Source organism: Pseudomonas sp. (genome assembly GCF_035497915.1).
Classification (GTDB): domain Bacteria; phylum Pseudomonadota; class Gammaproteobacteria; order Pseudomonadales; family Pseudomonadaceae; genus Serpens.
On sequence record NZ_DATJCS010000007.1, the window covers coordinates 1 to 20869 of the forward strand.

General features: G+C 65.5%; 20 protein-coding genes. 8 read left to right on the forward strand and 12 right to left on the reverse strand.

The window, feature by feature from the left end; genetic code table 11:
* Positions 1-336: 336 nt before the first annotated feature.
* From msrQ to VL129_RS02205, 6 genes are all read right to left on the reverse strand, one after another.
* Positions 337-960, reverse strand: a complete 624-nt coding sequence (msrQ, locus tag VL129_RS02180; RefSeq protein WP_325409598.1) for a protein-methionine-sulfoxide reductase heme-binding subunit MsrQ — start codon at positions 958-960, stop codon at positions 337-339.
* Complete coding sequence (msrP, locus tag VL129_RS02185) at positions 960-1952, reverse strand: protein-methionine-sulfoxide reductase catalytic subunit MsrP (protein WP_325409600.1); 993 nt, start codon at positions 1950-1952, stop codon at positions 960-962. The genes msrQ and msrP overlap by 1 nt, the downstream gene beginning before the upstream one ends.
* Positions 1953-2010: 58 nt before the next feature.
* Complete coding sequence (gene pssA / locus VL129_RS02190) at positions 2011-2847, reverse strand: CDP-diacylglycerol--serine O-phosphatidyltransferase (RefSeq protein ID WP_325409602.1); 837 nt, start codon at positions 2845-2847, stop codon at positions 2011-2013.
* Positions 2848-2987: 140 nt separating this feature from the next.
* Positions 2988-4004, reverse strand: coding sequence for a ketol-acid reductoisomerase (gene ilvC / locus VL129_RS02195; RefSeq protein WP_325409604.1), 1017 nt, complete (start codon positions 4002-4004; stop codon positions 2988-2990).
* Positions 4005-4048: 44 nt separating this feature from the next.
* Positions 4049-4540: an acetolactate synthase small subunit gene (ilvN, locus tag VL129_RS02200; protein ID WP_027588951.1), complete on the reverse strand. Its 492-nt coding sequence runs from the start codon at positions 4538-4540 to the stop codon at positions 4049-4051.
* A 2-nt stretch (positions 4541-4542) separates the two neighbouring features.
* Positions 4543-6267, reverse strand: a complete 1725-nt coding sequence (locus VL129_RS02205; RefSeq protein ID WP_325409608.1) for an acetolactate synthase 3 large subunit — start codon at positions 6265-6267, stop codon at positions 4543-4545.
* Positions 6268-6652: 385 nt separating this feature from the next.
* Here VL129_RS02205 and VL129_RS02210 point away from each other — a divergent pair, with 385 nt between their 5' ends.
* Entirely contained in the window at positions 6653-7087 is a 435-nt protein-coding gene (locus VL129_RS02210; RefSeq protein ID WP_325409610.1) for a DUF4124 domain-containing protein, read from the forward strand.
* Here the strand turns inward: VL129_RS02210 and VL129_RS02215 are convergent.
* Genes VL129_RS02215 through mrcB form a run of 3 tightly spaced genes read right to left on the reverse strand, consistent with a single transcriptional unit; the run spans position 7071 to position 10430 of the window.
* Positions 7071-7400, reverse strand: a complete 330-nt coding sequence (locus VL129_RS02215; protein WP_325409612.1) for a YqcC family protein — start codon at positions 7398-7400, stop codon at positions 7071-7073. The two genes, VL129_RS02210 and VL129_RS02215, sit on opposite strands and share 17 nt — an antisense overlap.
* The gene (locus VL129_RS02220) at positions 7400-8098 is read right to left on the reverse strand and encodes a tetratricopeptide repeat protein (RefSeq protein WP_325409614.1); all 699 of its coding nucleotides are present in this window, start codon (positions 8096-8098) and stop codon (positions 7400-7402) included. The genes VL129_RS02215 and VL129_RS02220 overlap by 1 nt, the downstream gene beginning before the upstream one ends.
* 16 nt (positions 8099-8114) lie before the next feature.
* On the reverse strand, positions 8115-10430 hold the full coding sequence (mrcB, locus tag VL129_RS02225; RefSeq protein WP_325409617.1) for a penicillin-binding protein 1B: 2316 nt from the start codon (positions 10428-10430) through the stop codon (positions 8115-8117).
* Between the two features lie 213 nt (positions 10431-10643).
* Between mrcB and VL129_RS02230 the strand changes: the two genes are divergently transcribed.
* Together VL129_RS02230 and VL129_RS02235 are read left to right on the forward strand one after the other, a co-directional pair.
* Positions 10644-12206, forward strand: coding sequence for a bifunctional aminoglycoside phosphotransferase/ATP-binding protein (locus VL129_RS02230; protein WP_325409619.1), 1563 nt, complete (start codon positions 10644-10646; stop codon positions 12204-12206).
* A gap of 77 nt (positions 12207-12283) precedes the next feature.
* Entirely contained in the window at positions 12284-12580 is a 297-nt protein-coding gene (locus tag VL129_RS02235) for a TfoX/Sxy family protein (protein ID WP_325409621.1), read from the forward strand.
* A gap of 213 nt (positions 12581-12793) precedes the next feature.
* Here VL129_RS02235 and VL129_RS02240 read toward each other — a convergent pair whose 3' ends face one another.
* Complete coding sequence (locus VL129_RS02240; RefSeq protein ID WP_325409623.1) at positions 12794-13657, reverse strand: ChaN family lipoprotein; 864 nt, start codon at positions 13655-13657, stop codon at positions 12794-12796.
* Between the two features lie 130 nt (positions 13658-13787).
* Between VL129_RS02240 and VL129_RS02245 the strand changes: the two genes are divergently transcribed.
* Positions 13788-14105 (forward strand): Rieske (2Fe-2S) protein, encoded by a 318-nt coding sequence (locus VL129_RS02245; RefSeq protein WP_325409625.1) that lies wholly within the window; start codon positions 13788-13790, stop codon positions 14103-14105.
* A 71-nt stretch (positions 14106-14176) separates the two neighbouring features.
* On the opposite strand, the gene sfsA is transcribed toward VL129_RS02245, so the two are convergent.
* Together sfsA and VL129_RS02255 are read right to left on the reverse strand one after the other, a co-directional pair.
* Positions 14177-14881: a DNA/RNA nuclease SfsA gene (sfsA, locus tag VL129_RS02250; RefSeq protein WP_325409627.1), complete on the reverse strand. Its 705-nt coding sequence runs from the start codon at positions 14879-14881 to the stop codon at positions 14177-14179.
* Positions 14871-16052 (reverse strand): pyridoxal phosphate-dependent aminotransferase, encoded by a 1182-nt coding sequence (locus VL129_RS02255; protein WP_325409629.1) that lies wholly within the window; start codon positions 16050-16052, stop codon positions 14871-14873. Before VL129_RS02255 ends, sfsA begins: the two co-directional genes overlap by 11 nt.
* 205 nt (positions 16053-16257) lie before the next feature.
* Here VL129_RS02255 and dksA point away from each other — a divergent pair, with 205 nt between their 5' ends.
* From dksA to VL129_RS02275, 4 genes are all read left to right on the forward strand, one after another.
* Positions 16258-16701: an RNA polymerase-binding protein DksA gene (gene dksA, locus VL129_RS02260; protein ID WP_325409631.1), complete on the forward strand. Its 444-nt coding sequence runs from the start codon at positions 16258-16260 to the stop codon at positions 16699-16701.
* Between the two features lie 44 nt (positions 16702-16745).
* On the forward strand, positions 16746-17633 hold the full coding sequence (gene gluQRS / locus VL129_RS02265) for a tRNA glutamyl-Q(34) synthetase GluQRS (protein WP_325409633.1): 888 nt from the start codon (positions 16746-16748) through the stop codon (positions 17631-17633).
* Positions 17634-17740: 107 nt separating this feature from the next.
* Positions 17741-17917: a hypothetical protein gene (locus tag VL129_RS02270; protein WP_325409635.1), complete on the forward strand. Its 177-nt coding sequence runs from the start codon at positions 17741-17743 to the stop codon at positions 17915-17917.
* Entirely contained in the window at positions 17901-20855 is a 2955-nt protein-coding gene (locus tag VL129_RS02275) for a sensor histidine kinase (protein WP_325409637.1), read from the forward strand. The genes VL129_RS02270 and VL129_RS02275 overlap by 17 nt, the downstream gene beginning before the upstream one ends.
* Positions 20856-20869: the final 14 nt, after the last annotated feature.

A 20869-nucleotide genomic window follows, 5' to 3' on the forward strand; every position in this document is an offset into this window, starting at 1 on the left:
CAGTTGTTAAAGAGCGTTTCGATCTGACCGAAGGTCTCAACCGAGGCCGCGCATTCTACAGCGGCCGTTTTGCTTGTCAAGCGTTGTTTTGAACAACTTTTCGTTTCAACTCAACTGCTTACCACCGCGAACCGAATCAACCCAGCTCACTAGCGGGAGGCGAATCATACAGCGCCAAACGACACTGTCAACCCTGACTCGACCAGCAGCCCACTTCCTCTAGCGAGCATTCCAACTCAGACCCGAACATCCAACTCATTGATTTACAAGGAGTTTTCAGCAGCTCTGCGCTGGAAGTGGGGCGTATTATAGGGCTGTCATTTCTGGCGTCAACCATTATTTGGCGCGCTGAGCCATATTGCGCCGAATATTGGCCGCCCTGCCCAGCCAGCGCCTCCCCCAACGCGTGCGAAAGAACAGCAATGCGCCACCCAGACTTGCATACAGCACCCACAGCCCCAAGTCAGAACGCACCACCCACAACATGTGCAGCAGGACCAACAGGAGTATCGGGTAGATCAGACGGTGCAACCTCTTCCAGCCAGCACCCAGGCGACGCATGCTCCAGTTGTTTGATGTCAGCGCCAGCGCCAGCAACCCGAGGAACGCCAGCGCTCCAACCATCACATAGGGTCGTTCTAGCACCTCGGCGGGCAACCGCTCCCACTGGGCGCCCAGGATGAACAGTCCAAAGCAGGCAACATGCAGGCCGGCATACGCGAAGCTCCACAAGCCGAGCTGCCTGCGAACCACCAACCATTGGGGCCAGCCCGTCAGACGCGACAAAGGCGTCATGGCCAGGGTGAGTAGCAGCAACAGCAGCGCTCCCTGCCCCAGGTGATCCAGCAACCACTTGCCCGGCTCGGGACCAAGGGCCAGCAGCCAGCCAAGGTATAGCCAGTACAGCGGCACCCCCAGCGCGACCAGAAAGACCGTTATACGCAGCCAGGCATGTCTCATCAGTAATGCTTCCGTAAGTCCATACCCCGGTACAGCTCCGCAACCTCATCGCCGTACCCGTTGAACAGCTGGGTAGGTCGCACATTCGGGCTGAACAGCGTATTGGGCAGACGCCGCTCCTGCGCCTGAGACCAGCGCGGGTGGCTGACTGCCGGGTTCACGTTGGCGTAGAAGCCATACTCGTCGGGCGCGATGCCCATCCAGGAGCTTTCCGGCTGCTCGCTGACGAGGCTGATGCGCACAATGGATTTGATGCTCTTGAAGCCATATTTCCAGGGCACCACCAGGCGCACGGGCGCGCCATTCTGGTTCGGCAGCACTCGGCCGTACATGCCGACCGCCAATAGAGTCAGCGGATGCATCGCCTCATCCAGCCGCAGCCCTTCCACATACGGCCAGTCGATCACCGAGAACCGCGACCGGGTGCCAGGCATCTCCGCCGGCCGGTGGAGCGTTTCGAAACGCACATAGCGAGCATCACCCAGCGGCTCGACCCGCCGGATCAGGTCCGCCAGCGGGAAACCCAGCCACGGAATGACCATCGACCAAGCCTCGACACAGCGCAGGCGGTAGATCCGCTCCTGCAAGCGGCTCTGTCCACAGAGCTGGTCCAGATCGTAGACACCCGGCCTGGCGACCAGGCCATCGACGCGAACCGACCAAGGCTCGGTTTGCATCGCCGATGCATGCCGCGCCGGATCGGTTTTGCCCGGCCCGAATTCATAGAAGTTGTTGTATTGGCTGGCGACGGTGAAGGGCGCCACCGGTTCATCCGAGGATGACCATTGCACATCGGTAAGTCGGCGCCGCAGCCAGGGCGGCGCAATGGCCGGTTCCACATCAGCGTATTGGGCCCAGCCGATAGTGGGCAGAGCGCCGCTGGCGGCCCCCAGCAGCGCACCTTGCATCAGGCGGCGCCGGGACAGGTAGACGGATTCGGGAGTGACGTCGCCTTCGCGGCAGTCACTCGAAGAGAGCAGCTTGATCAACATACTGCGTACCTCACTCAACGGGCGCATGATGCACCCGCGAGCGAGATTAGAACAGATCCTATTCGCGGTCGGCGTGCGTCTGACGACGACGCAGCTGGAGCACGAACTGCACCGGGCCGGAGACTGCATAGGCCAGGAAGATCAGCAGCAGCACCCGCGGCGGGTCGCTGAACACCACGGCGAACACCAGCACCACCACCAGAATCGCCACGAAGGGCACGCGACCCTTCAGGTCCAGATCCTTGAAGCTGTAGTACTTGATGTTGCTGACCATCAGCACGCCGGCCAGCGCCACCAGCAGCGCAAACAGCATCACCGTGGCAACGGGCATGTCCACGCCCTCGACCCCGAAGTCCTTCAGCGCCCAGACGGTACCCGCCACCACGCCGGCCGCCGCCGGACTGGCCAGGCCAACGAACCACTTCTTGTCGACCTTGCCGATCTGCGTATTGAAACGGGCCAGACGCAGCGCGGCGCAGGCGGCGTAAATGAAGGCCACAGTCAGGCCGACGTTACCCAGCTCCGACAGTGCCCACTGGTAGGCCAGCAGGCTCGGGGCCAGGCCGAAAGCCACCATGTCCGACAACGAATCGTATTCGGCGCCGAAGGCGCTCTGGGTGTTGGTCAGGCGCGCCACGCGACCGTCCAGGCTGTCCAGCAACATCGCGACGAAGATGGCGATGGCCGCCACTTCGAACTTGCCGTTCATGGCGCTGACGATAGCGAAGAAGCCGGCGAACAGGTTGGCGGTGGTGAACAGGTTGGGCAGCAGGTAGACACCACGATGACGCACCTTGCGCCCTTCTGCGTCCTGGCTCTCTTCAACGTGCTCGTCGATCGGCAGCAGGCTTTCTACGGTGGAGTCCTTGTTCGGCTCCTCGGGACTTTCGCTCATGAACGATTACCTTGAAACAGAAAGGAAGACGGCTATCCAGTGTATCCCCGGATGCTCACAGCCGGGCTTTATACCAGATGCGACCGCGAACAACGAAAAAACGCGGCACCAGGCCGCGTCTTTTCGGATCGCTTGAGCGCTTAGTTCTTGCTCTTGTCGACGATCTTGTTGGCGGCGATCCACGGCATCATGGCGCGCAGCTTCTCACCAACCACTTCGATGCCATGGGCGGCATTGTTGCGGCGGTAGGCGGTCATCGACGGATAGTTGGTGGCGCCTTCGCTGATGAACATCTTGGCGTATTCACCGTTCTGGATGCGCTTCAGGGCGTTGCGCATGGCGGCACGGGATTCGGCGTTGATCACTTCCGGACCGGTGACGTATTCACCGTACTCGGCGTTGTTGGAGATCGAGTAGTTCATGTTGGCGATGCCGCCTTCGAACATCAGGTCGACGATCAGCTTCAGCTCGTGCAGGCACTCGAAGTAGGCCATTTCCGGCGCGTAACCGGCTTCGACCAGGGTATCGAAACCCGCCTTGACCAGCTCCACGCAACCACCGCACAGCACGGCCTGCTCACCGAACAGGTCGGTTTCGGTCTCGTCCTTGAAGGTGGTTTCGATGATGCCAGTACGGCCGCCGCCGACGCCCGAAGCGTAGGACAGGGCGACATTCTTGGCGTTGCCGGAAGCGTCCTGGTAGACGGCGATCAGGTCGGGGATGCCGCCGCCCTTGACGAACTCAGAACGCACGGTGTGACCCGGGGCCTTCGGCGCGATCATGATCACGTCCAGGTCGGCACGCGGCACCACCTGGTTGTAGTGGATGGAGAAACCGTGGGCGAAGGCCAGGGTGGCGCCCTTCTTCAGGTTCGGCTCCAGCTCCTCGCGGTACAGCTTGCCCTGGAACTCGTCCGGGGTCAGCACCATCACCACGTCGGCCTGGGCCACGGCGACGGCCACATCGGCAACCTTCAGGCCGTGGTTCTGGGCCTTGGCGATGGAGGACGAACCTGCACGCAGACCGACAGTGACGTCAACACCGGAGTCCTTCAGGTTGCAGGCATGCGCGTGACCCTGCGAACCGTAACCGATGATGGCGACCTTCTTGCCCTGGATGATGGAGAGGTCGCAGTCTTTGTCGTAATAAACTTTCATGAAATTTCCTCGGTATCTGGCCGTCTGGGCCACGTCAGTAAACGTCAGATGCTCAGCACTTTGTCGCCACGGGCAATCCCGGTGACACCGCTGCGCACGGTCTCCAGGATCGACGTGGTGCCGATGGCCTGGATGAAGCTGTCCAGCTTGTCGCTGGTGCCGGCCAGCTGGATGGTATAGACACTCGGCGTCACATCGACGATCTGCCCACGGAAGATGTCGGTGGTGCGCTTGACCTCGGCGCGCTGGGCGCCGGTGGCCTTGACCTTGACCAGCATCAGTTCGCGCTCGATGTGGGCGCTTTCCGACAGGTCGACCAGCTTGACCACCTCGATCAGCTTGTTGAGGTTCTTGGTGATCTGCTCGATCACCTCCTCGTGGCCGATGGTGGTCAGGGTCAGGCGCGACAGCGTCGGATCCTCAGTCGGTGCCACGGTCAGGCTTTCGATGTTGTAGTTGCGCTGGGAGAACAGGCCGACCACGCGGGACAGGGCGCCTGGTTCGTTTTCCAGCAGCAGGGAGATGATGTGTCGCATGCTCAGGTCCGCTCCGTCTTGCTCAGCCACATGTCGCGCATCGCACCATCCCGGATCTGCATCGGGTAGACGTGCTCGCTGGTATCCACCGCGATGTCGAGGAACACCAGGCGGTTCTTGAGGGCGAAGGCCTCTTCCATCTTCGGCTTGAGATCCTTCAGCTCGGTGATGCGCATGCCGACGTGGCCATAGGCTTCAGCCAGCTTGACGAAGTCCGGCAGCGATTCCATGTAGGAATGCGAGTAGCGGCTGCTGTACTGCATGTCCTGCCACTGGCGCACCATGCCCAGCGCGCCGTTGTTGAGGTTGACGATCTTCACCGGCAGGTCGTACTGCAGGCAGGTGGACAGCTCCTGGATATTCATCTGGATGCTGCCTTCGCCAGTCACGCACGCCACGTCCGCATCCGGGAAGTTCAGCTTGGCGCCCATGGCGGCCGGGAAGCCAAAGCCCATGGTGCCCAGGCCGCCGGAGTTCAGCCAGCGATTGGGCTTGTCGAAGCGGTAGTACTGGCAGGCGAACATCTGATGCTGGCCCACGTCGGAGGCCACGAAGGCATCGCCTTTGGTGACTTCGTAGAGGGTCTCGATGACCTTCTGCGGCTTGATGATCGAACCGTCGCCCTCGTTGTAGGGGAACAGACGACCGCTGCCACGCCACTCGTCGATCTGCTTCCACCAGCTGGCCACGGCGTCCTTGTTCGGCGTCTGGCCGATTTCCTTGAGCACGGCGACCATCTCGGTCAGCACGCTGTCCACCGGACCAACGATCGGGATGTCAGCCTTGATGGTCTTGGAGATGGACGCCGGGTCGATGTCGACGTGGATGACCTTGGCATTCGGGCAGAACTTGGCCGCCCCATTGACCACGCGATCATCGAAACGCGCGCCGACGGCGAGAATCACGTCGGCATGGTGCATGGTCACGTTGGCGGTGTAGCTGCCGTGCATGCCGAGCATGCCAATGAACTGGCGGTCGCTGCCCGGGTAACCGCCGAGGCCCATCAGGGTGTTGGTCACCGGCAGGTTGAGCATGCGCGCCAGCTCGGTGAGCTGCGCCGAGGCATTGCCCATGATCACGCCACCGCCGGAGTACAGCACCGGGCGCTTGGCGGCCAGCAGCATTTCCGCGGCCTTGCGGATCTGTCCGGAATGACCACGGACTGCCGGGCTGTAGGAGCGCAGCTTGGCCTTCTTCGGATAGACGTATTCGTACTTCTCGCCGGGGGTACCCATGTCCTTGGGAATGTCCACTACCACCGGACCGGGGCGGCCGGACTCGGCGATGTAGAACGCCTTCTTCAGGGTTTCGGCGATTTCCGACGGGTGCTTGATGATGAAGCTGTGCTTCACGATCGGCCGGGAGATGCCGACCATGTCGGTTTCCTGGAAGGCGTCGGTGCCGACCATGGTGCTGGGCACCTGGCCGGAGATCACCACCATCGGAATGGAATCCATGTAGGCGGTGGCAATGCCGGTAATGGCATTGGTCGCGCCGGGGCCGGACGTCACCAGCACCACGCCGGCCTTGCCGGTGGCGCGGGCATAGCCGTCGGCCATGTGGGTTGCGGCCTGTTCGTGACGGACCAGGATATGAGTGATTTCCTTTTCCTTGAACAGCGCGTCGTAGATGTGCAGCAGGGCACCGCCCGGGTACCCGTAAATGTATTTCACGCCCTCGTCGCGCAGGAAGCGGACGACCATTTCAGCGCCGGATAAAAGCTCCACGTTATTCCCCTCTAGAACGCCAGAATGCCGCCTGGGGCCAGGCAGCCTGTTTAGGTCTACTCCTCGGCGGAGCATGTGCGACGGTTGATCGCAGATGGAAACAGCTCTACCGAGCAAGTACTGGGAGCGAATCCTGGTGTGTTGCGGACGGCTCCCACCCAGCGCGAGGTAACGCGTTACGGGTGTAACAGATTCGGCACGGGTAGGCGCCTTGATCGCGCGCAACGGAACCGGTGCGGTTCGGCTGCAGCGAGCGTGGAATTGTTCGGATTAGCCGCCAGCAAGTCAAGTCGCATGTGCGGCAAGACCCACCTGTGAGCTGGCGCGCCGACGGGGCATCCCCCTTCTGCTATTCAGCTCCGCTCATCCCGCCAGGTATCGCACCATGCGCCCACTGCTGTTCACCGTCCTGCTACTGCACGCCTCGCCGGCCCTGCCAACCGCTATCCATGTCTGGACCGACTCGAACGGCGTGCAGCACTTCAGCGACCGGCCAGCGGATCGGCAGGCCAGCCACCCCCAGGCACTGCGCCCCGCCCCGTCACCCGGCCCCAGCCAGGCCAGGAGCGAAACCCCGGCACAACGCGCTGCCGCCGAGCAGCGCCGTTTCGACGAGACCCTGCGCCGGGACGCAGTCAGGGAAGAGCAGGCGCGCCGGCTGCGCTGTCAGCGACTGGAGACGCAACGGGAACTGCTGGAGCAGCGACCGCGATTGCGCACCACGGATGCGGCGGGCACCCACCGAACGCTGGCAGAGGCAGAGCGCCAGGCACTGCTCGACGACACCCGAAACCAGCTGCGCGTCAGCTGCGCGCGGTGATCAGCCGGTCGAAGTCAGCCAGCACCGTCAGTAGCGTGCGCACCTCGGCAAGCCGCTCGGCATACACCACTTCGGCCATCTCGCGGATGCCGGACGCGGCCGGCAGGGGTTGACCGTTTTCGACCAGCACCTTCATGCGTGGCAGGAAGATCCATTGCAGCCACTGGTGCAGTTCCAGGGTATCCACGCAGAAGGGCTGCCGGCTGGACAACGCGTGCACGCCGGGCGAGGCAGCGCTCCACCAACCCAGCACACGCAGCTCGCGCTCGATGAGCAACAACTGATCGGCCACCGCCGAGACGCGCGAATCCATCAGCTGCTTACCTTGGCCCGCTGCCGGGCCTGCGCGGCGCCGGCGGGATCGCCCTGCCGCTCACGCGCCTTGGCGATCAGCTCCCAGAGGCTGGCCTGCAGGGCCGGGCGGCCACCCGCATAGGTGAGCGCCCGCCGCGCCAGCTGCTCGGCCTGGGCGGGATCGCCCTGGGCCAGGCGCAGATCGGCCAGTCGATACAGGACCTGCGGTTCACGCGGCGCAATCCGCTGGGCGCGCTCCAGGCTGGAGGCGGCGCCGTTCAGATCGCCGCCATTCTGCATCTGTCGCGCGGACGTCAACAGGGCCAGCACCGGCCCTTCCAGTTGCTCGTCCGGCGCCAGCTCGCGCTGGGGAATGCCGGTCGGTGGCGCGGCAACCACCGGCGCCGAACCGCTGATAACCGGCGGCTGGCTGGTCGCTGCCCCGGGAAACGCAATGGCGCCCGGCACGCTCTGTACGGGCACCGAACCGGTGTCCTGCGGCACCATCACCACCACGCCAGCATCCTCCTCGGGCTGCGCCGGAGCGGCAGCAGGCAAGCGGGACGCCGGCTGCCGGCCGAGGGGTTCCGCACCCATCCACTCCTGCTCCTGGTAGATCGAGGCGCCATTTTCCTGCACCGGAACCACGCTGCGCGGATTGCTCGCACAACCACCCAGCACGAGCGGGACCGCCACGGCGACAAGCCATTTGTTCACAAGCACACCTCTGTCATCAGTTCAGCCAGCCACGCACCCAATCCATCACCGACTCGGCCGGCGGGATCCCGCAGGAGACGCCGGGCAACGGCTCGCTGCCGCGGATATAGGGCATCTGCACGGCATCCGGACAATGCTCCGCGGAGCCCTCGCCAGTGTGCGCGTTCACCCAGGCCAACACGATATTGTCCGGCACCGGCATCTCCAGCGGCATGGGATCCGCCTTGGCCATGAACCGGGTCCAGACCTGCAGGCCGCCACTGGCGCCGGTCAGCGGCGTGGAGCCGTTGTCGTCACGCCCCATCCACACCACGGCCAGCAGATCCTGGCTGAAGCCGGCGAACCAGCTATCCCGCGAATCGTTGCTGGTGCCAGTCTTGCCGGCCAGGGCCAGGGACGCCGGCAACTGGTTGTAAACGGAACGACCAGTCCCCTCGCGCATGACCCGCTGCATCGCGTTCTGAATCAGATAGATCGCGCCGGGATCAAAACGTTGCTGGATCTCGAACGGATAGCGCTTGAGCGGCTCGCCATTGCCGTCGAGCACGCTGCGAATGGCCCGCAGCGGCGTGTTGAAACCGCCATTGGCCAGTGTCTGATACATGCCGGCCACTTCCATGGGGGTCAGCCCGCCCGCGCCAAGCAGCATCGACGGGTAGGCCGGCCACTGCCGCGAGACCCCGAGGCGCTGCAAGGTGCGCAACACGTTCTCCACGCCCAGGTCGAGACCGAGCCGGGCGGTGGACAGGTTGTAGGAATTGGCCAGCCCCTGGTACAGGTAAACCGTGCCATGGGCCTTCTGATCATAGTTCTGCGGCTGCCAGACCTGGCCGTCGCGCGCGGTCACCGAGAACGGTTCGTCCTCGATCAGCGAGGTCAGGGTGTACTGGCTGGGCCGTTCCAGCGCGGCCAGGTAGACCGCCGGCTTGACCAGCGAGCCGATCGGACGCACCGCGTCCAGCGCACGGTTGTAGCCAGCGAAGCGCGGCTGGCGCCCGCCGATCAGCGCCTGCAGCTCGCCGGTTTCGGGGTTGGCGACCACCATGGCCGCCTCGACCTCATCGACGCCCTTGCGATTGCCCAGGCGCTGCAGGGTTTCCGCCAGCGCCTCCTCGGCCTTGAGCTGCAGCAGCGGATCGAAGCTGGTAAAGATGCGCAGCCCTTCCTCGGTGAGGTCCTGCTCCTGGTAATCCTCGCGCAGCTGACGCTTGACCAGATCGAGGAAGCCCGGGAAGGAAGTATCGGCCAGGCGCCCGCGCGGCGTGACGCCCAGCGGCTGTTGCTTGGCCTGGGCCGCCTGAGCCACATCCAGATGGCCCTGCTCGACCATCAGGTCGAGCACCAGATTGCGGCGTGCCAGCGCCCGCTCGGGCTGGCGACGCGGGTTGTAGTAGGTCGGGCCCTTGACCATGCCGACCAGCAGGGCCACCTGATGGGCCTTCAGTTCGGCCAGCGGCTGGCCGAAGTAGTACTGGCTGGCCAGGCCGAAGCCGTGAATGGCGCGCTGTCCGTCCTGACCGAGAAACACCTCGTTGAAGTACGCCTCGAGGATTTCCCACTTGTCGTAGTGCAGCTCCAGCAGCAGGGCCATCGCCGCCTCCATCGCCTTGCGGCTGAGGGTGCGTTCGCTGGTCAGGAAGAAGTTCTTCACCAGCTGCTGGGTCAGGGTACTACCGCCCTGGCGCAGCCCGCCGGCACTGACATTCACCCACACGGCCCGGGCAATCGACTTGGGCGACACGCCGAAATGATTGAAGTACTCGCGATCCTCGACGGTGACCAGCGCATCGACCAGCAGCGGCGGCACCTCGTCGATCTTGATCAGGATGCGGTCCTCCTGGTGCGCCGGATAGATGCCACCAATCAGCAGCGGCTCCAGGCGCACCACGGCCAGCTCGCCGCCACCAGGACGGCTCATGCTGGCCACACGGTCATCGGCGAAGCGCACGCGAATATGCTGAGGCGATTCGGCGCCCTCGTAGAACTGGAAGCCGCGGGTCTGCACCTCCACGGCACCGCCGGTCACGGCGAACGCGCCCGGCCCGGCCACGCTCGACTCGCGCCGATAGCCGAGCGCCTCCAGCTCGCGCAGGAAATCCGCCTGGCTCAGCTTGAGCCCGCTGAACACCTCCAGCGGCCGCGCGTACACCTTGGCCGGCACCGTCCAGCGCTTGCCGGAAAATTTTTCCTGCACGACGGCATCGAGGTAGATGGCAAAACCGGCAAGGATCACCAGGCCGACCAGGCCCAGCTTGACCACCCAGCCGAGCCAGCCACGGCGAGGTTTGGAGGGTTTCTTGCCACGGGAACGGGGAGTAGGGGAATGCTTCATGGCGGCGGATTATACGCACTTTATCCACAATGCGCAGACGGCCACCGGGCGGTACCTGTGGGTAAGTCGTTTGCAAATAATGGAAGGTATGAACGGACCCGCTAGGCGCGGAATGATCGCGCTATGACGTAGAAAAAGGTCGCAGAGTTTCCCCGTCGCTCAACGCAGCCGCCATAATGGCGACTTTTCCTGACGAGACGTAAGGACAGCCCCGTGAGCCAAGCTCTGATCGCCGCCCTGCAGAATCCGGCCCTCTACCCCCACCCCGTGGAGGGTTTTCAGGTCATCGAAACCCACATTTCCTGGGTTCTGCTCACCGGCCCCTACGCCTACAAGATCAAGAAACCGGTCAACTTCGGCTTTCTCGACTTCACCGAGCTGGCCAGCCGCCGGCACTTCTGCAACGAAGAGCTGCGCCTCAACCAGCGCCTGGCGCCCTCGCTGTACCGCGAGGTCCTGCCCATCTGCGGCAGCGAACAGACCCCGCGCTTCGGCGCCGACGCCCCGGTCATCGAGTACGCCCTGAAGATGCGCCAGTTCCCGCAGAGCCAGCTGCTGGCGGAACTACAGGCCCGTGGCGAGCTGCGCAGCGAGCACATCGACGCCCTGGCCGAACTGATCGCGCGCTTCCATCTGCAGGCGCCGCGCGTGCCGGTCGAGCATGCCCTGGGCACGCCCGAAGCGGTGATGGCGCCGGTGCAACAGAACTTCGACCAGATCCGTCCGCTGCTCACCGAGGCGGCCGATCTGGCCCAACTGGATACCCTCGAACACTGGGCACAGAGCACCTACCAGCGCCTGCATCCGCTGCTGGCCGCGCGCAAGACCGACGGTTTCATCCGCGAATGCCACGGCGACATCCACCTGGGCAACGTCACCCTGCTGGATGGCGAGGTCATGCTGTTCGACTGCATCGAGTTCAACGAGCCGTTCCGCCTGACCGACATCGTCGCCGACTCGGCGTTCCTGACCATGGACCTGGAATCGCGTGGCCTCAAGGGCCTGGCCCGGCGCTTCGTGAATCGCTGGCTTGAGCTGACCGGCGATTACACCGCCCTGGAACTGCTTAACTTCTACAAGGCGTACCGCGCTCTGGTGCGCGCCAAGATCAACCTGCTCAGCCTGAGCCACGAGCCGGATGTCACCTGCCAGGCCACCGCCCTGTCCGAGTACCGCCGCTACGCCGGCCTGGCCGAGCAATACAGCGCGATTCCCTCGCGCTTCATGGCCATCACCCACGGCGTGGCCGGCGTCGGCAAGAGCCATGTCTCGCTGCGCCTGGTCGAGGAACTGGGCGCCATCCGGGTGCGTTCGGACGCGGAGCGCAAGCGCCTGTTCGGCGCCCAGCCCGCCGATCAGCAGGGCAAGCTGTCCGCCGGGATCTACCAGGCCAGCGCCAGCCAGGCCACTTACCAGCGCCTGTATGACCTGGCCAGCCTGGCACTGCGCGCCGGCTATCCGGTGGTGCTCGACGCCGCCTTCCTCAAGCGTGCCCAGCGCGACGGCGCCCGACAGGTCGCCGAGGAGCACGGCGTGCCTTTCCTGCTGCTCGACTGCCAGGCGCCCGAAGGCGTACTGGAGCAGCGTCTGGCCCAGCGGCAGCGTGAGGGCAATGACCCTTCCGACGCCACGCTGGAGGTGATGCACGCGCAGCAGTCCTCGCGAGAGCCCCTGGCCGAGGACGAGCTGTCCCGCCAGCGGGTGATCGACACCCATGACGGGGTCGGACTGGAACAGGCCATCGCCGAACTGCGCCAACGCCTGCCGGGACTCTGAAGCAGCCATCGTCCGTTCGCCGGCGGCCGGCTCCCGCGCGGGGCCAGCAGCTACACTTGCCGAGGCAAGGAGGCACGATGAACGACGAACTGCTGCGCCTGAAGAATCTGGGCAAGACATCCGCGCTCTGGCTGCACGCCAGTGGCATCCACAATCTCGAAGATCTGCGCCGGCTGGGCTCGGTGGCGGCCTACCGGGCCGTGCTGGCCCGTGGTTTTCGCGCCTCGCGAGTACTGCTCTACGCCATCGAGGGCGCCCTGCTGGACATCCCCTGGAGCCAGTTGCCGCATGAGCGCAAGACAGCCCTCAACCAGGCGCTGGAACGACGACCGCCCACCGGCGTGCCTCCGCATCCCGAGAGGCTGACAGAGTAACGAAACGACTTTTTACATTCCGGCCTTGACTGCCAAATGATAATAGTTATTATTCGTCTCAACTGATCGCGAGATCAGCCGATAAGCTGAATGTGTACGGCGGCGCGACGCGGTTTCGAGTCTCCGAACGACTCCTTCAGACTATCTCCTCATCAGGCTAATCACGGTTTTTGACCCGGCTCTGCCGGGTCTTTTTTTGCCTGAACGGCAGCTTCAAGGGCGCCGCTCGCGCCATTCAGCGCAGTGATCCTTTTCCGGACGGGCGGGTGTCCACCAGACGTAGTCGGCCTGCCGATCACTCACCTCCACGCCCTCCTCGGCCAGGATCAGCACCCGGGTCGTACCCTGCGCGCCGAGATCCTCAAGGTGCAACGGCACGCCCAGATCGCGGCGCACATGGAAGGTGCCGGCAAACAGCAGCGTCGGCTGCGGGGCGGCCAGCAGGCGTTCGGCCATGCGCCGATCGCGCTGGCGCTGCACCGCCAGCATCGCCGGCAACTGCGACTCGGGCAGCATGCCGCAATGCGAGGTGCGGATCTGTGCATCCAGGGCCGCCAGCACCTCCGAAGCGCCGCTGCGCTCGCCGGCCAGCGGCGGCTGGCGCCGATAGATGTCGAGAATCTCGCCGCGATCCAGATTGGCGGCCAGCAGCGGCCACGGCTGACCCAACGCGTACTCCACCAGCTCGCCATACAGCGCCCAGTCCCAGCCAGGCTGCCAGGCCAGCGCCTCAGCCAGATCGTCGGGGCGGTCCGCGCCGGCCATCCGGGCACGCACCTGGTCCACCTTCGGCTGCTGATCCGGATTGAGCATCTCCAGCAGCAGGCTGCCCGGCTGGCCACGCTGCGCCTGGGCCTCCAGCAGCCACAGTTGCAGCGCATGGTGATCGGGATTGTCGTGGCGCTCGCCGACCAGTACCCGGTCCGCCGTGGCCAGCTCGCCGAGCAGCTGCTGCGGCGTCAGGCGCGCGCCCGTGCGCAGATCGACGATGCCGCCCTCAGCCTGCCCGGGCGGCAGTGGCGGCAGATGCTGGCAACCGGTCAGCAGCCCGAGCAGGGCCAGCAGGACAAAACGCATGTCGATCTCCTTGCGCGCGAAAATGCCCAAAGCATAAGGAGCCGCCTGGCCAGCGGCCAGTCGAACGTCCGCCGCTTGGCATTTTTCGGCAGGACGGGATAATGCGCGGCCTCACCAGCAGAGGCTCCTCATGATCCGACTTTGCGCTCCCGAAGAACTGGCCGAAGGCCAGAGCCGTGGCTTCAGCCTGTCCGGCGCTCGCGTGCTGGCGGTACGCCGCGACGGCCGCGTGTATGCCTATGAAAACCGCTGCCCGCACCGCGGCATCCCGCTGGAATGGCAGGCCGACCGCTTTCTCGACGACAGCGGCACGCTGATCCAGTGCGCCAGCCACGGGGCCCTGTTCAGCATCGAGAGCGGCGAATGCTTGTCCGGCCCGTGCGTGGGCCAGGAACTGAACCTGATTCCCTGCGAAGAGAATCCGCAAGGCATCTGGGTCGATCCCTGACGGGCCTTTGAAAACGTAGGCGAGGCAGGCGAGGCGAGGCAAAACAGCCGAAGAAGCGGAGTTTAGGGGTTCTAGAGGACTTCCAGGCGCCGCACCAGGCTGACACCTTCCGGGCTCAGCTCGGCCCCATAGGCCAGCACCTGCACCCCGGCGCGCTTCGCCTCGCGCAGCGCCGCCGCGTAGGCCGGATCGATGTCCTCGGCGGCACGCACCGCCTCGATACCCGACAGGTTCACGCAGTACAGCTGCACGGCGCGTATCCCGTCACGGGCCAGGGCCGCCAGCTCGCGCAGGTGCCGGGTGCCACGCTCGGTGCGCGCATCCGGAAAGGCGGCCACCGCCTCGTCGGCATAGCCGAGGGTGACGCTTTTCACCTCCACGTACGCCGCCTCGCCGGCGAAATCCAGGCAGAAGTCGATCCGGCTGTTCTCCAGGCCGTAGCGCACCTCGCGGCGCAGGCCGTCGAAACCGGCCAGCTCCGCGATCACGCCGCCGTGCAGCGCCTCCTCCACCAACGGATTGGCCCGCGCGGTGTTGATGCAGGCCAGTCGGCCATGGGGCGTTTCACTCAATTCCCAGGTGCCCGGCAGCTTGCGCTTCGGATCGTCGCTGCGGCTGAACCACACCCGACCGTCGGGCTGCAGGCAGTTGAGCATCGAGCCGGTGTTCGGGCAGTGGATGCACAGTTCCTCACCCTGCTCGGTCACCACGTCGGCCAGGAAGCGCTTGTAGCGCCGGCGCAGCCGCGCCGTTTCCAGCGCACGCTCAAAGCGCATGGGGCCGCCAGGTGCGCAGGCCACGGGCGATGCGCGCCACCGCCTCCTCCAGGCGCGGCAGGCTCTGGGTATAAGCGAAGCGCACATGACGGTCGGCCAGGTGGCGACCGAAATCGATGCCGGGGGTGACCGCGACGAATTCAGTTTCGATCAAATGGCGGCACAGGTCGTAGGCATCGCCGCCGAACGCCGAAATGTCCGCATATAGATAGAAGGCGCCCTCCGGTTCCACCTCGATGCGGAAACCCAACTCGCGCAGGGCCGGCAGCAGATAGTCGCGGCGCCGGGCGAATTCGGCACGCCGCGCCTCGAGGATCTCCAGGGTGGCCGGTTCGAAGCAGGCCAGCGCGGCATGCTGGGCCACGGTGGAGGCGCTGATGTAGAGGTTCTGCGCCAGCTTCTCCAGCTCCGGCACCGCGACCTGCGGCGCCACCAGCCAGCCCAGGCGCCAGCCGGTCATGCCGAAGTACTTGGAGAAACTGTTGAGCACGAAGGCGTCGTCATCCACCTCCAGCACGCTGGGCGCATCCAGGCCGTAGGTCAGGCCGTGGTAGATCTCGTCCACCACCAGATGACCGCCCCGGGCCCGCACGGCGGCTGAAAGGGATGACAGTTCGTCGCGATGCAGCAGCGTTCCGGTCGGATTGGCTGGCGAAGCCACCAGCGCGCCTACACTGTCCGCATTCCAGTGACGATCCAGCAGTTCCGCGGTCAGTTGATAACGTGTCTGCGGGCCGACCGGCACCAGTTGCGCCGCGCCTTCCACCAGGCGCAGGAAATGCCGGTTGCACGGGTAGCCGGGGTCTGCCAGCAGCCAGTGTTTGCCGGGATCGACCAGCAGGCTGCTGGCCAGCAGCAGGGCGCCGGAGCCGCCGGGGGTGATGAGAATGCGCTCGGGGTCCAGGCCTACGCCGTAATGCCGGGCGTAGTGCCCGGCCAGGGCCTCGCGCAGCTGCGGCAGGCCACGGGCCGAGGTGTAGCGGGTCTGTCCGGCGGCCAGTGCGGCCTGACCGGCGGCGATGATGGGTTCGGCGGTGGTGAAGTCCGGTTCGCCGATCTCCAGGTGAATGACGTCATGGCCGGCGGCCTGCAGTTCATGGGCGCGTGCCAGCAGGGCCATGACATGGAAAGGTTCGATGGCGCGGCTGCGCGCGCTGAAGGAGCTGAGCATGCAACCTCTCCGGTCGTTGCAACGGGGAAAACCGGCGATTCTAGCGAACCACAGGCAGGACGGGCAGTTACGACTGTCCGGGAGTAGCGCGCCCCGGAGCGTTCTGGTAATTTCGCCCGCTTCAATGCGCGGGGGTCTGGTTTTCAACCGACCGGAAGGACTTCCCCCACGTCTGGGGAATTGAGAAAGCGAGAGGCGGACATCCATGCCCACCAAAGCAAAAGAGCAACAAGGCCAACTCAACCGTGGCTTCGAGCCCTACCAGCCGGCCAAGGGTGAGGAGTACATGAGCGATGCCATGCGCGCTCACTTCACCAACATCCTCAACAATTGGAAGTTGGAGCTGATGCAGGAAGTGGATCGCACCGTGACCCACATGCAGGACGAAGCCGCCAACTTCCCCGATCCGGCCGACCGCGCCAGTCAGGAAGAAGAGTTCAGCCTGGAACTGCGCACCCGCGACCGCGAACGCAAGCTGATCAAGAAGATCGACGAGACGCTGACGCTGATCGAAGAGAACGAATACGGCTGGTGCGACTCCTGCGGCGTGGAAATCGGCCTGCGCCGACTGGAAGCCCGCCCCACCGCCACCCTGTGCATCGACTGCAAGACCCTGGCGGAAATCAAGGAAAAGCAGATCGGTTCCTGACCTCGACGGGGCGCCAACAGGCGCCCTGTTTCGTTTCCGACACCATGCAGCAACCGCCTCCCTACACCGGCCGCTTCGCCCCGACGCCCAGCGGCTATCTGCATTTTGGCTCGCTGGTGGCCGCCCTGGCCTCCTACCTGGACGCCCGCGCCGTCGCCGGCGGCTGGCGGGTGCGCATGGAGGATCTCGACCCGCCCCGGGAAGTGCCCGGCGCCCAAGACGCCATCCTGCGTACCCTGGAAACCTACGGCTTCGAATGGGACGGCCCGGTGCTGCGCCAGAGCGAGCGGCATGACGCCTATGCCGAGGTGGTCGACCGCCTGCTGGCGCAGGGACTGGCCTATCCGTGCCATTGCTCGCGCAAGCAGCTCGAAGGTCAGGCGATCTATCCGGGCACCTGCCGTGACGCCGGCCTGGACCGCGCGGACGCCGCCATCCGCCTGCGCGTGCCCGATCTGGAGTACCGCTTCACCGACCGGGTGCAGGGCGAGTTCCGCCAGCACCTGGGCCGCGAGGTCGGTGACTTCATCATCCAGCGCCGCGACGGCCTGTATGCCTATCAGTTGGCCGTGGTACTGGACGACGCGTTCCAGGGCATGACCGACATCGTGCGCGGCGCCGACCTGCTGGACAACACGCCGCGCCAGCTGTACCTGCAGGAACTGCTCGGCCTGCCCCAGCCGCGCTACCTGCATGTGCCGCTGCTGATCCAGCCCGACGGCCACAAGCTGGGCAAACGCTATCGTTCCCCGCCGCTGCCGGCCGAGCAGGCCGCGCCGCTGCTGTGCCGGGCCCTGCGCGCACTGGGCCAGGCGCCCGAAGCGACGCTGGAACAGGCCACGCCCCGCCAGGTGCTGGCCTGGGGCATCGCCCACTGGGATGCCGCCCGCATCCCCCGTCAGGTCACGCTGGCCGAAGCCGGGGTACGTTGAAGCCGCGCGCGATTCACGGCAACTCCGCAGCCTGCGGCTTGCAGCCTGGCGCCCATCGCTTATAACGTGTGGCCCGACGACCGCAACCCGCGAAGCCCGCCCACGCCATGTACATCTATCGACTGGTCCTGCTCCTGGTGGTGGGCATCTACCTGTTCTCCCCGGCCATCATGGACGGGTGGATCCAGCCCGGCGGCGTCTGGTACCGGCCGTACCTGCTGTGGCTGATCCTCATCGTCGTGACCTTCCTGCTGCTGAGCAACCGTGATGCCGATGAGCTTTAACCTCAGCCAGCTGCTGCTGCTCAGCGCCCTCTACCTGCTTGCCCTGTTCGGCGTCGCCTGGCTGAGCGAGCGCGGCGTCATTCCGCGCCGCCTGGTGCGCCACCCACTGACCTACACCCTGTCGCTGGGCGTATTCGCCAGCGCCTGGGCCTTCTACAGCTCGGTGGGCCTGGCCTACCAGTACGGTTACGGCTTCCTCGCCTGCTACCTGGGGGTAAGCGGCGCCTTCCTGCTGGCGCCCGTGCTGCTGCAGCCGATCCTGCGCATCACCCGCACCTACCAGCTGTCCTCGCTGGCCGACCTGTTCGCCTTCCGCTTTCGCAGCAGCTGGGCCGGCGGCCTGACCACCCTGTTCATGCTGATCGGCATCCTGCCGCTGCTGGCCCTGCAGATCCAGGCGGTCACCGACGCCATCGGCATCCTCACCCGCGAACCGCCGCACGCCCGGGTGGCGCTCAGCTACTGCGCGCTGATCATCCTGTTCACCATCCTGTTCGGCGCCCGCCACATCGCCACCCGCGAGAAGCACGAGGGGCTGGTGTTCGCCATGGCCTTCGAGTCGGTGGTCAAGCTCGGCGCCCTGGCCGGCATCGGCCTGTATGCCCTGTACCGGGTGTTCGACGGCCCCCAGGGTCTGGAGGACTGGCTGCAGGACAACCAGGAAGCCCTCGCCACCCTGCATACGCCGCTGCAGGAAGGCCCGTGGCGCACCCTGCTGCTGGTGTTCTTCGCCTCGGCGATCGTCATGCCGCACATGTACCACATGACCTTCACCGAGAACCTGCGCCCACGCAACCTGGCCACCGCCAGCTGGGGCCTGCCGCTGTACCTGCTGCTGATCAGCCTGCCGGTGCCGCTGATCCTCTGGGCCGGCCTGAAGCTCGGCGCCGGCACCCATCCGGAATTCTTCACCCTTGGCGTGGGCCTGGCGCTGGACCATCCGGCGCTGACCCTGCTGGCCTACATCGGCGGGCTGTCGGCGTCCAGCGGCCTGATCATCGTCGCCACCCTGGCATTGTCCGGCATGGCGCTGAATCACCTGGTGCTGCCGGTGTTCCAGCCCAGCGGCGAGAGCAACATCTACGCCTGGCTGAAATGGACACGTCGCAGCCTGATCATCGCCATCATCCTCGCCGGCTACGGTTTCTACCTGCTGCTGGGCGCCGAGCGCGACCTGTCCGCGCTGGGCATCGTGTCCTTCGTCGCCACCCTGCAGTTCCTGCCCGGCGTGCTGGCGGTGCTCTACTGGCCGAGCGCCAACCGCCGCGGCCTGATCGCCGGCCTGCTGGCCGGCTTCGCCATCTGGTCGCTGACCATGTTGCTGCCGCTGGTGGGCAACGTCCCCGGGGTCTACCTGCCGGCCTTCGACGTCATCTATGTGCTGGATGACAGCAGCTGGCACCTGGCGGCGATCACCTCGCTGACCGCCAATGTGCTGCTGTTCGCGCTGGTGTCGCTGTTCACCGAGCCGAATCCGCGCGAGCGCGCCGCCGCCGAGGCCTGCGCGGTGGGCAACGTGCGCCGCCAGCCGCGCCGCGAGCTGATCGCCACCTCGCCTCAGGACTTCGCCTCGCAGCTGAGCAAGCCGCTGGGCGCGAAGACCGCGCAGCGCGAGGTGGAGCGCGCCCTCAATGAGCTGAAACTGCCGTTCGACGAACGCCGCCCCTACGCCCTGCGCCGGCTGCGCGACCAGATCGAGGCCAACCTCTCCGGCCTGATGGGCCCCAGCTTCGCCCAGGACATCGTCTCCACCTTCCTGCCCTACAAGAAGGGCAACGAAGCCTATGTGTCCGAGGACATCCACTTCATCGAAAGCCGCCTGGAAGACTACCGCTCGCGCCTCACCGGCCTTGCCGCCGAGCTGGACAGTCTGCGCCGCTACCACCGCCAGACCCTGCAGGATCTGCCGGTGGGGGTCTGCTCGCTGGCCAAGGATCACGAGATCCTCATGTGGAACCACTGCCTGGAAGGGCTGACCGGCATCCCTGCCGAGCGCGTGCTCGGCGAACGGCTGTCAGCCATCGACGAACCCTGGCGCCGCCTGCTGATGGACTTCATCGCCGCCCCCGATGAGCACGTGCACAAGCACCGCCTGCTGCTGGACGGCGAAGTGCGCTGGCTGAACCTGCACAAGGCCGCCATCGAGGAACCGCTGACCCCCGGCAACACCGGCCTGGTGCTGCTGATCGAGGACCAGACCGCCACCCGCGCGCTGGAAGACAAGCTGGTGCACGCCGAGCGCCTGGCCAGCATCGGCCGCCTGGCCGCCGGCGTGGCCCACGAGATCGGCAACCCGATCACCGGCATCGCCTGCCTGGCGCAGAACCTGCGCGAGGAGCGTAGCGGCGACGCGGAAGTCACCGAAAGCAGCGCGCAGATCATCGAGCAGACCAAGCGGGTGTCGCGCATCGTGCAATCGCTGATGAACTTCGCCCACGCCGGCGCGCGCCAGTCCGGCAGCGAACGGGTCTGCCTGGCCGACATCACCCGGGACGCCATCGGCCTGCTGCAGCTCAATCGCTCCGGTACCGAGGTGCGCTTCCTCAACCTGTGCGATCCGCAGCACTGCGCGGAAGGCGATCCGCAGCGTCTGGCCCAGGTGCTGATCAACCTGCTGTCCAACGCCCGCGACGCCTCGCAGCCGGGGGGCACCATCCGGGTGAGCAGCGAGGCGGATGAACAGCGCGTGGTGCTGAGCGTGGAGGACGAAGGCAGCGGCATCCCCAAGGGCGCCATGGACCGGCTGTTCGAACCGTTCTTCACCACCAAGGATCCCGGCAAGGGCACCGGCCTGGGGCTCGCGCTGGTCTATTCGATCGTGGAAGAGCATCATGGCCACATCGCCATCGACAGTCCGGCAGACCCGGAACGCCAGCGCGGCACCCGCTTCCGGGTGACCCTGCCGCGTCACGTCACGCCCATCAACGTCCCGTTCTGAACCGTCGAGGAGAA

What these genes read in the sequence shown, in the direction of transcription:
- msrQ (WP_325409598.1), bottom strand. Translation starts at nt 960, where the DNA reads ATGAGACATGCCTGGCTGCGTATAACGGTCTTTCTGGTCGCGCTGGGG.
- msrP (WP_325409600.1), bottom strand. Translation starts at nt 1,952, where the DNA reads ATGTTGATCAAGCTGCTCTCTTCGAGTGACTGCCGCGAAGGCGACGTC.
- pssA (WP_325409602.1), bottom strand. Translation starts at nt 2,847, where the DNA reads ATGAGCGAAAGTCCCGAGGAGCCGAACAAGGACTCCACCGTAGAAAGC.
- ilvC (WP_325409604.1), bottom strand. Translation starts at nt 4,004, where the DNA reads ATGAAAGTTTATTACGACAAAGACTGCGACCTCTCCATCATCCAGGGC.
- ilvN (WP_027588951.1), bottom strand. Translation starts at nt 4,540, where the DNA reads ATGCGACACATCATCTCCCTGCTGCTGGAAAACGAACCAGGCGCCCTG.
- VL129_RS02210 (WP_325409610.1), top strand. Translation starts at nt 6,653, where the DNA reads ATGCGCCCACTGCTGTTCACCGTCCTGCTACTGCACGCCTCGCCGGCC.
- VL129_RS02215 (WP_325409612.1), bottom strand. Translation starts at nt 7,400, where the DNA reads ATGGATTCGCGCGTCTCGGCGGTGGCCGATCAGTTGTTGCTCATCGAG.
- mrcB (WP_325409617.1), bottom strand. Translation starts at nt 10,430, where the DNA reads ATGAAGCATTCCCCTACTCCCCGTTCCCGTGGCAAGAAACCCTCCAAA.
- VL129_RS02235 (WP_325409621.1), top strand. Translation starts at nt 12,284, where the DNA reads ATGAACGACGAACTGCTGCGCCTGAAGAATCTGGGCAAGACATCCGCG.
- VL129_RS02240 (WP_325409623.1), bottom strand. Translation starts at nt 13,657, where the DNA reads ATGCGTTTTGTCCTGCTGGCCCTGCTCGGGCTGCTGACCGGTTGCCAG.
- VL129_RS02245 (WP_325409625.1), top strand. Translation starts at nt 13,788, where the DNA reads ATGATCCGACTTTGCGCTCCCGAAGAACTGGCCGAAGGCCAGAGCCGT.
- sfsA (WP_325409627.1), bottom strand. Translation starts at nt 14,881, where the DNA reads ATGCGCTTTGAGCGTGCGCTGGAAACGGCGCGGCTGCGCCGGCGCTAC.
- VL129_RS02255 (WP_325409629.1), bottom strand. Translation starts at nt 16,052, where the DNA reads ATGCTCAGCTCCTTCAGCGCGCGCAGCCGCGCCATCGAACCTTTCCAT.
- dksA (WP_325409631.1), top strand. Translation starts at nt 16,258, where the DNA reads ATGCCCACCAAAGCAAAAGAGCAACAAGGCCAACTCAACCGTGGCTTC.
- gluQRS (WP_325409633.1), top strand. Translation starts at nt 16,746, where the DNA reads ATGCAGCAACCGCCTCCCTACACCGGCCGCTTCGCCCCGACGCCCAGC.
- VL129_RS02270 (WP_325409635.1), top strand. Translation starts at nt 17,741, where the DNA reads ATGTACATCTATCGACTGGTCCTGCTCCTGGTGGTGGGCATCTACCTG.
- VL129_RS02275 (WP_325409637.1), top strand. Translation starts at nt 17,901, where the DNA reads ATGCCGATGAGCTTTAACCTCAGCCAGCTGCTGCTGCTCAGCGCCCTC.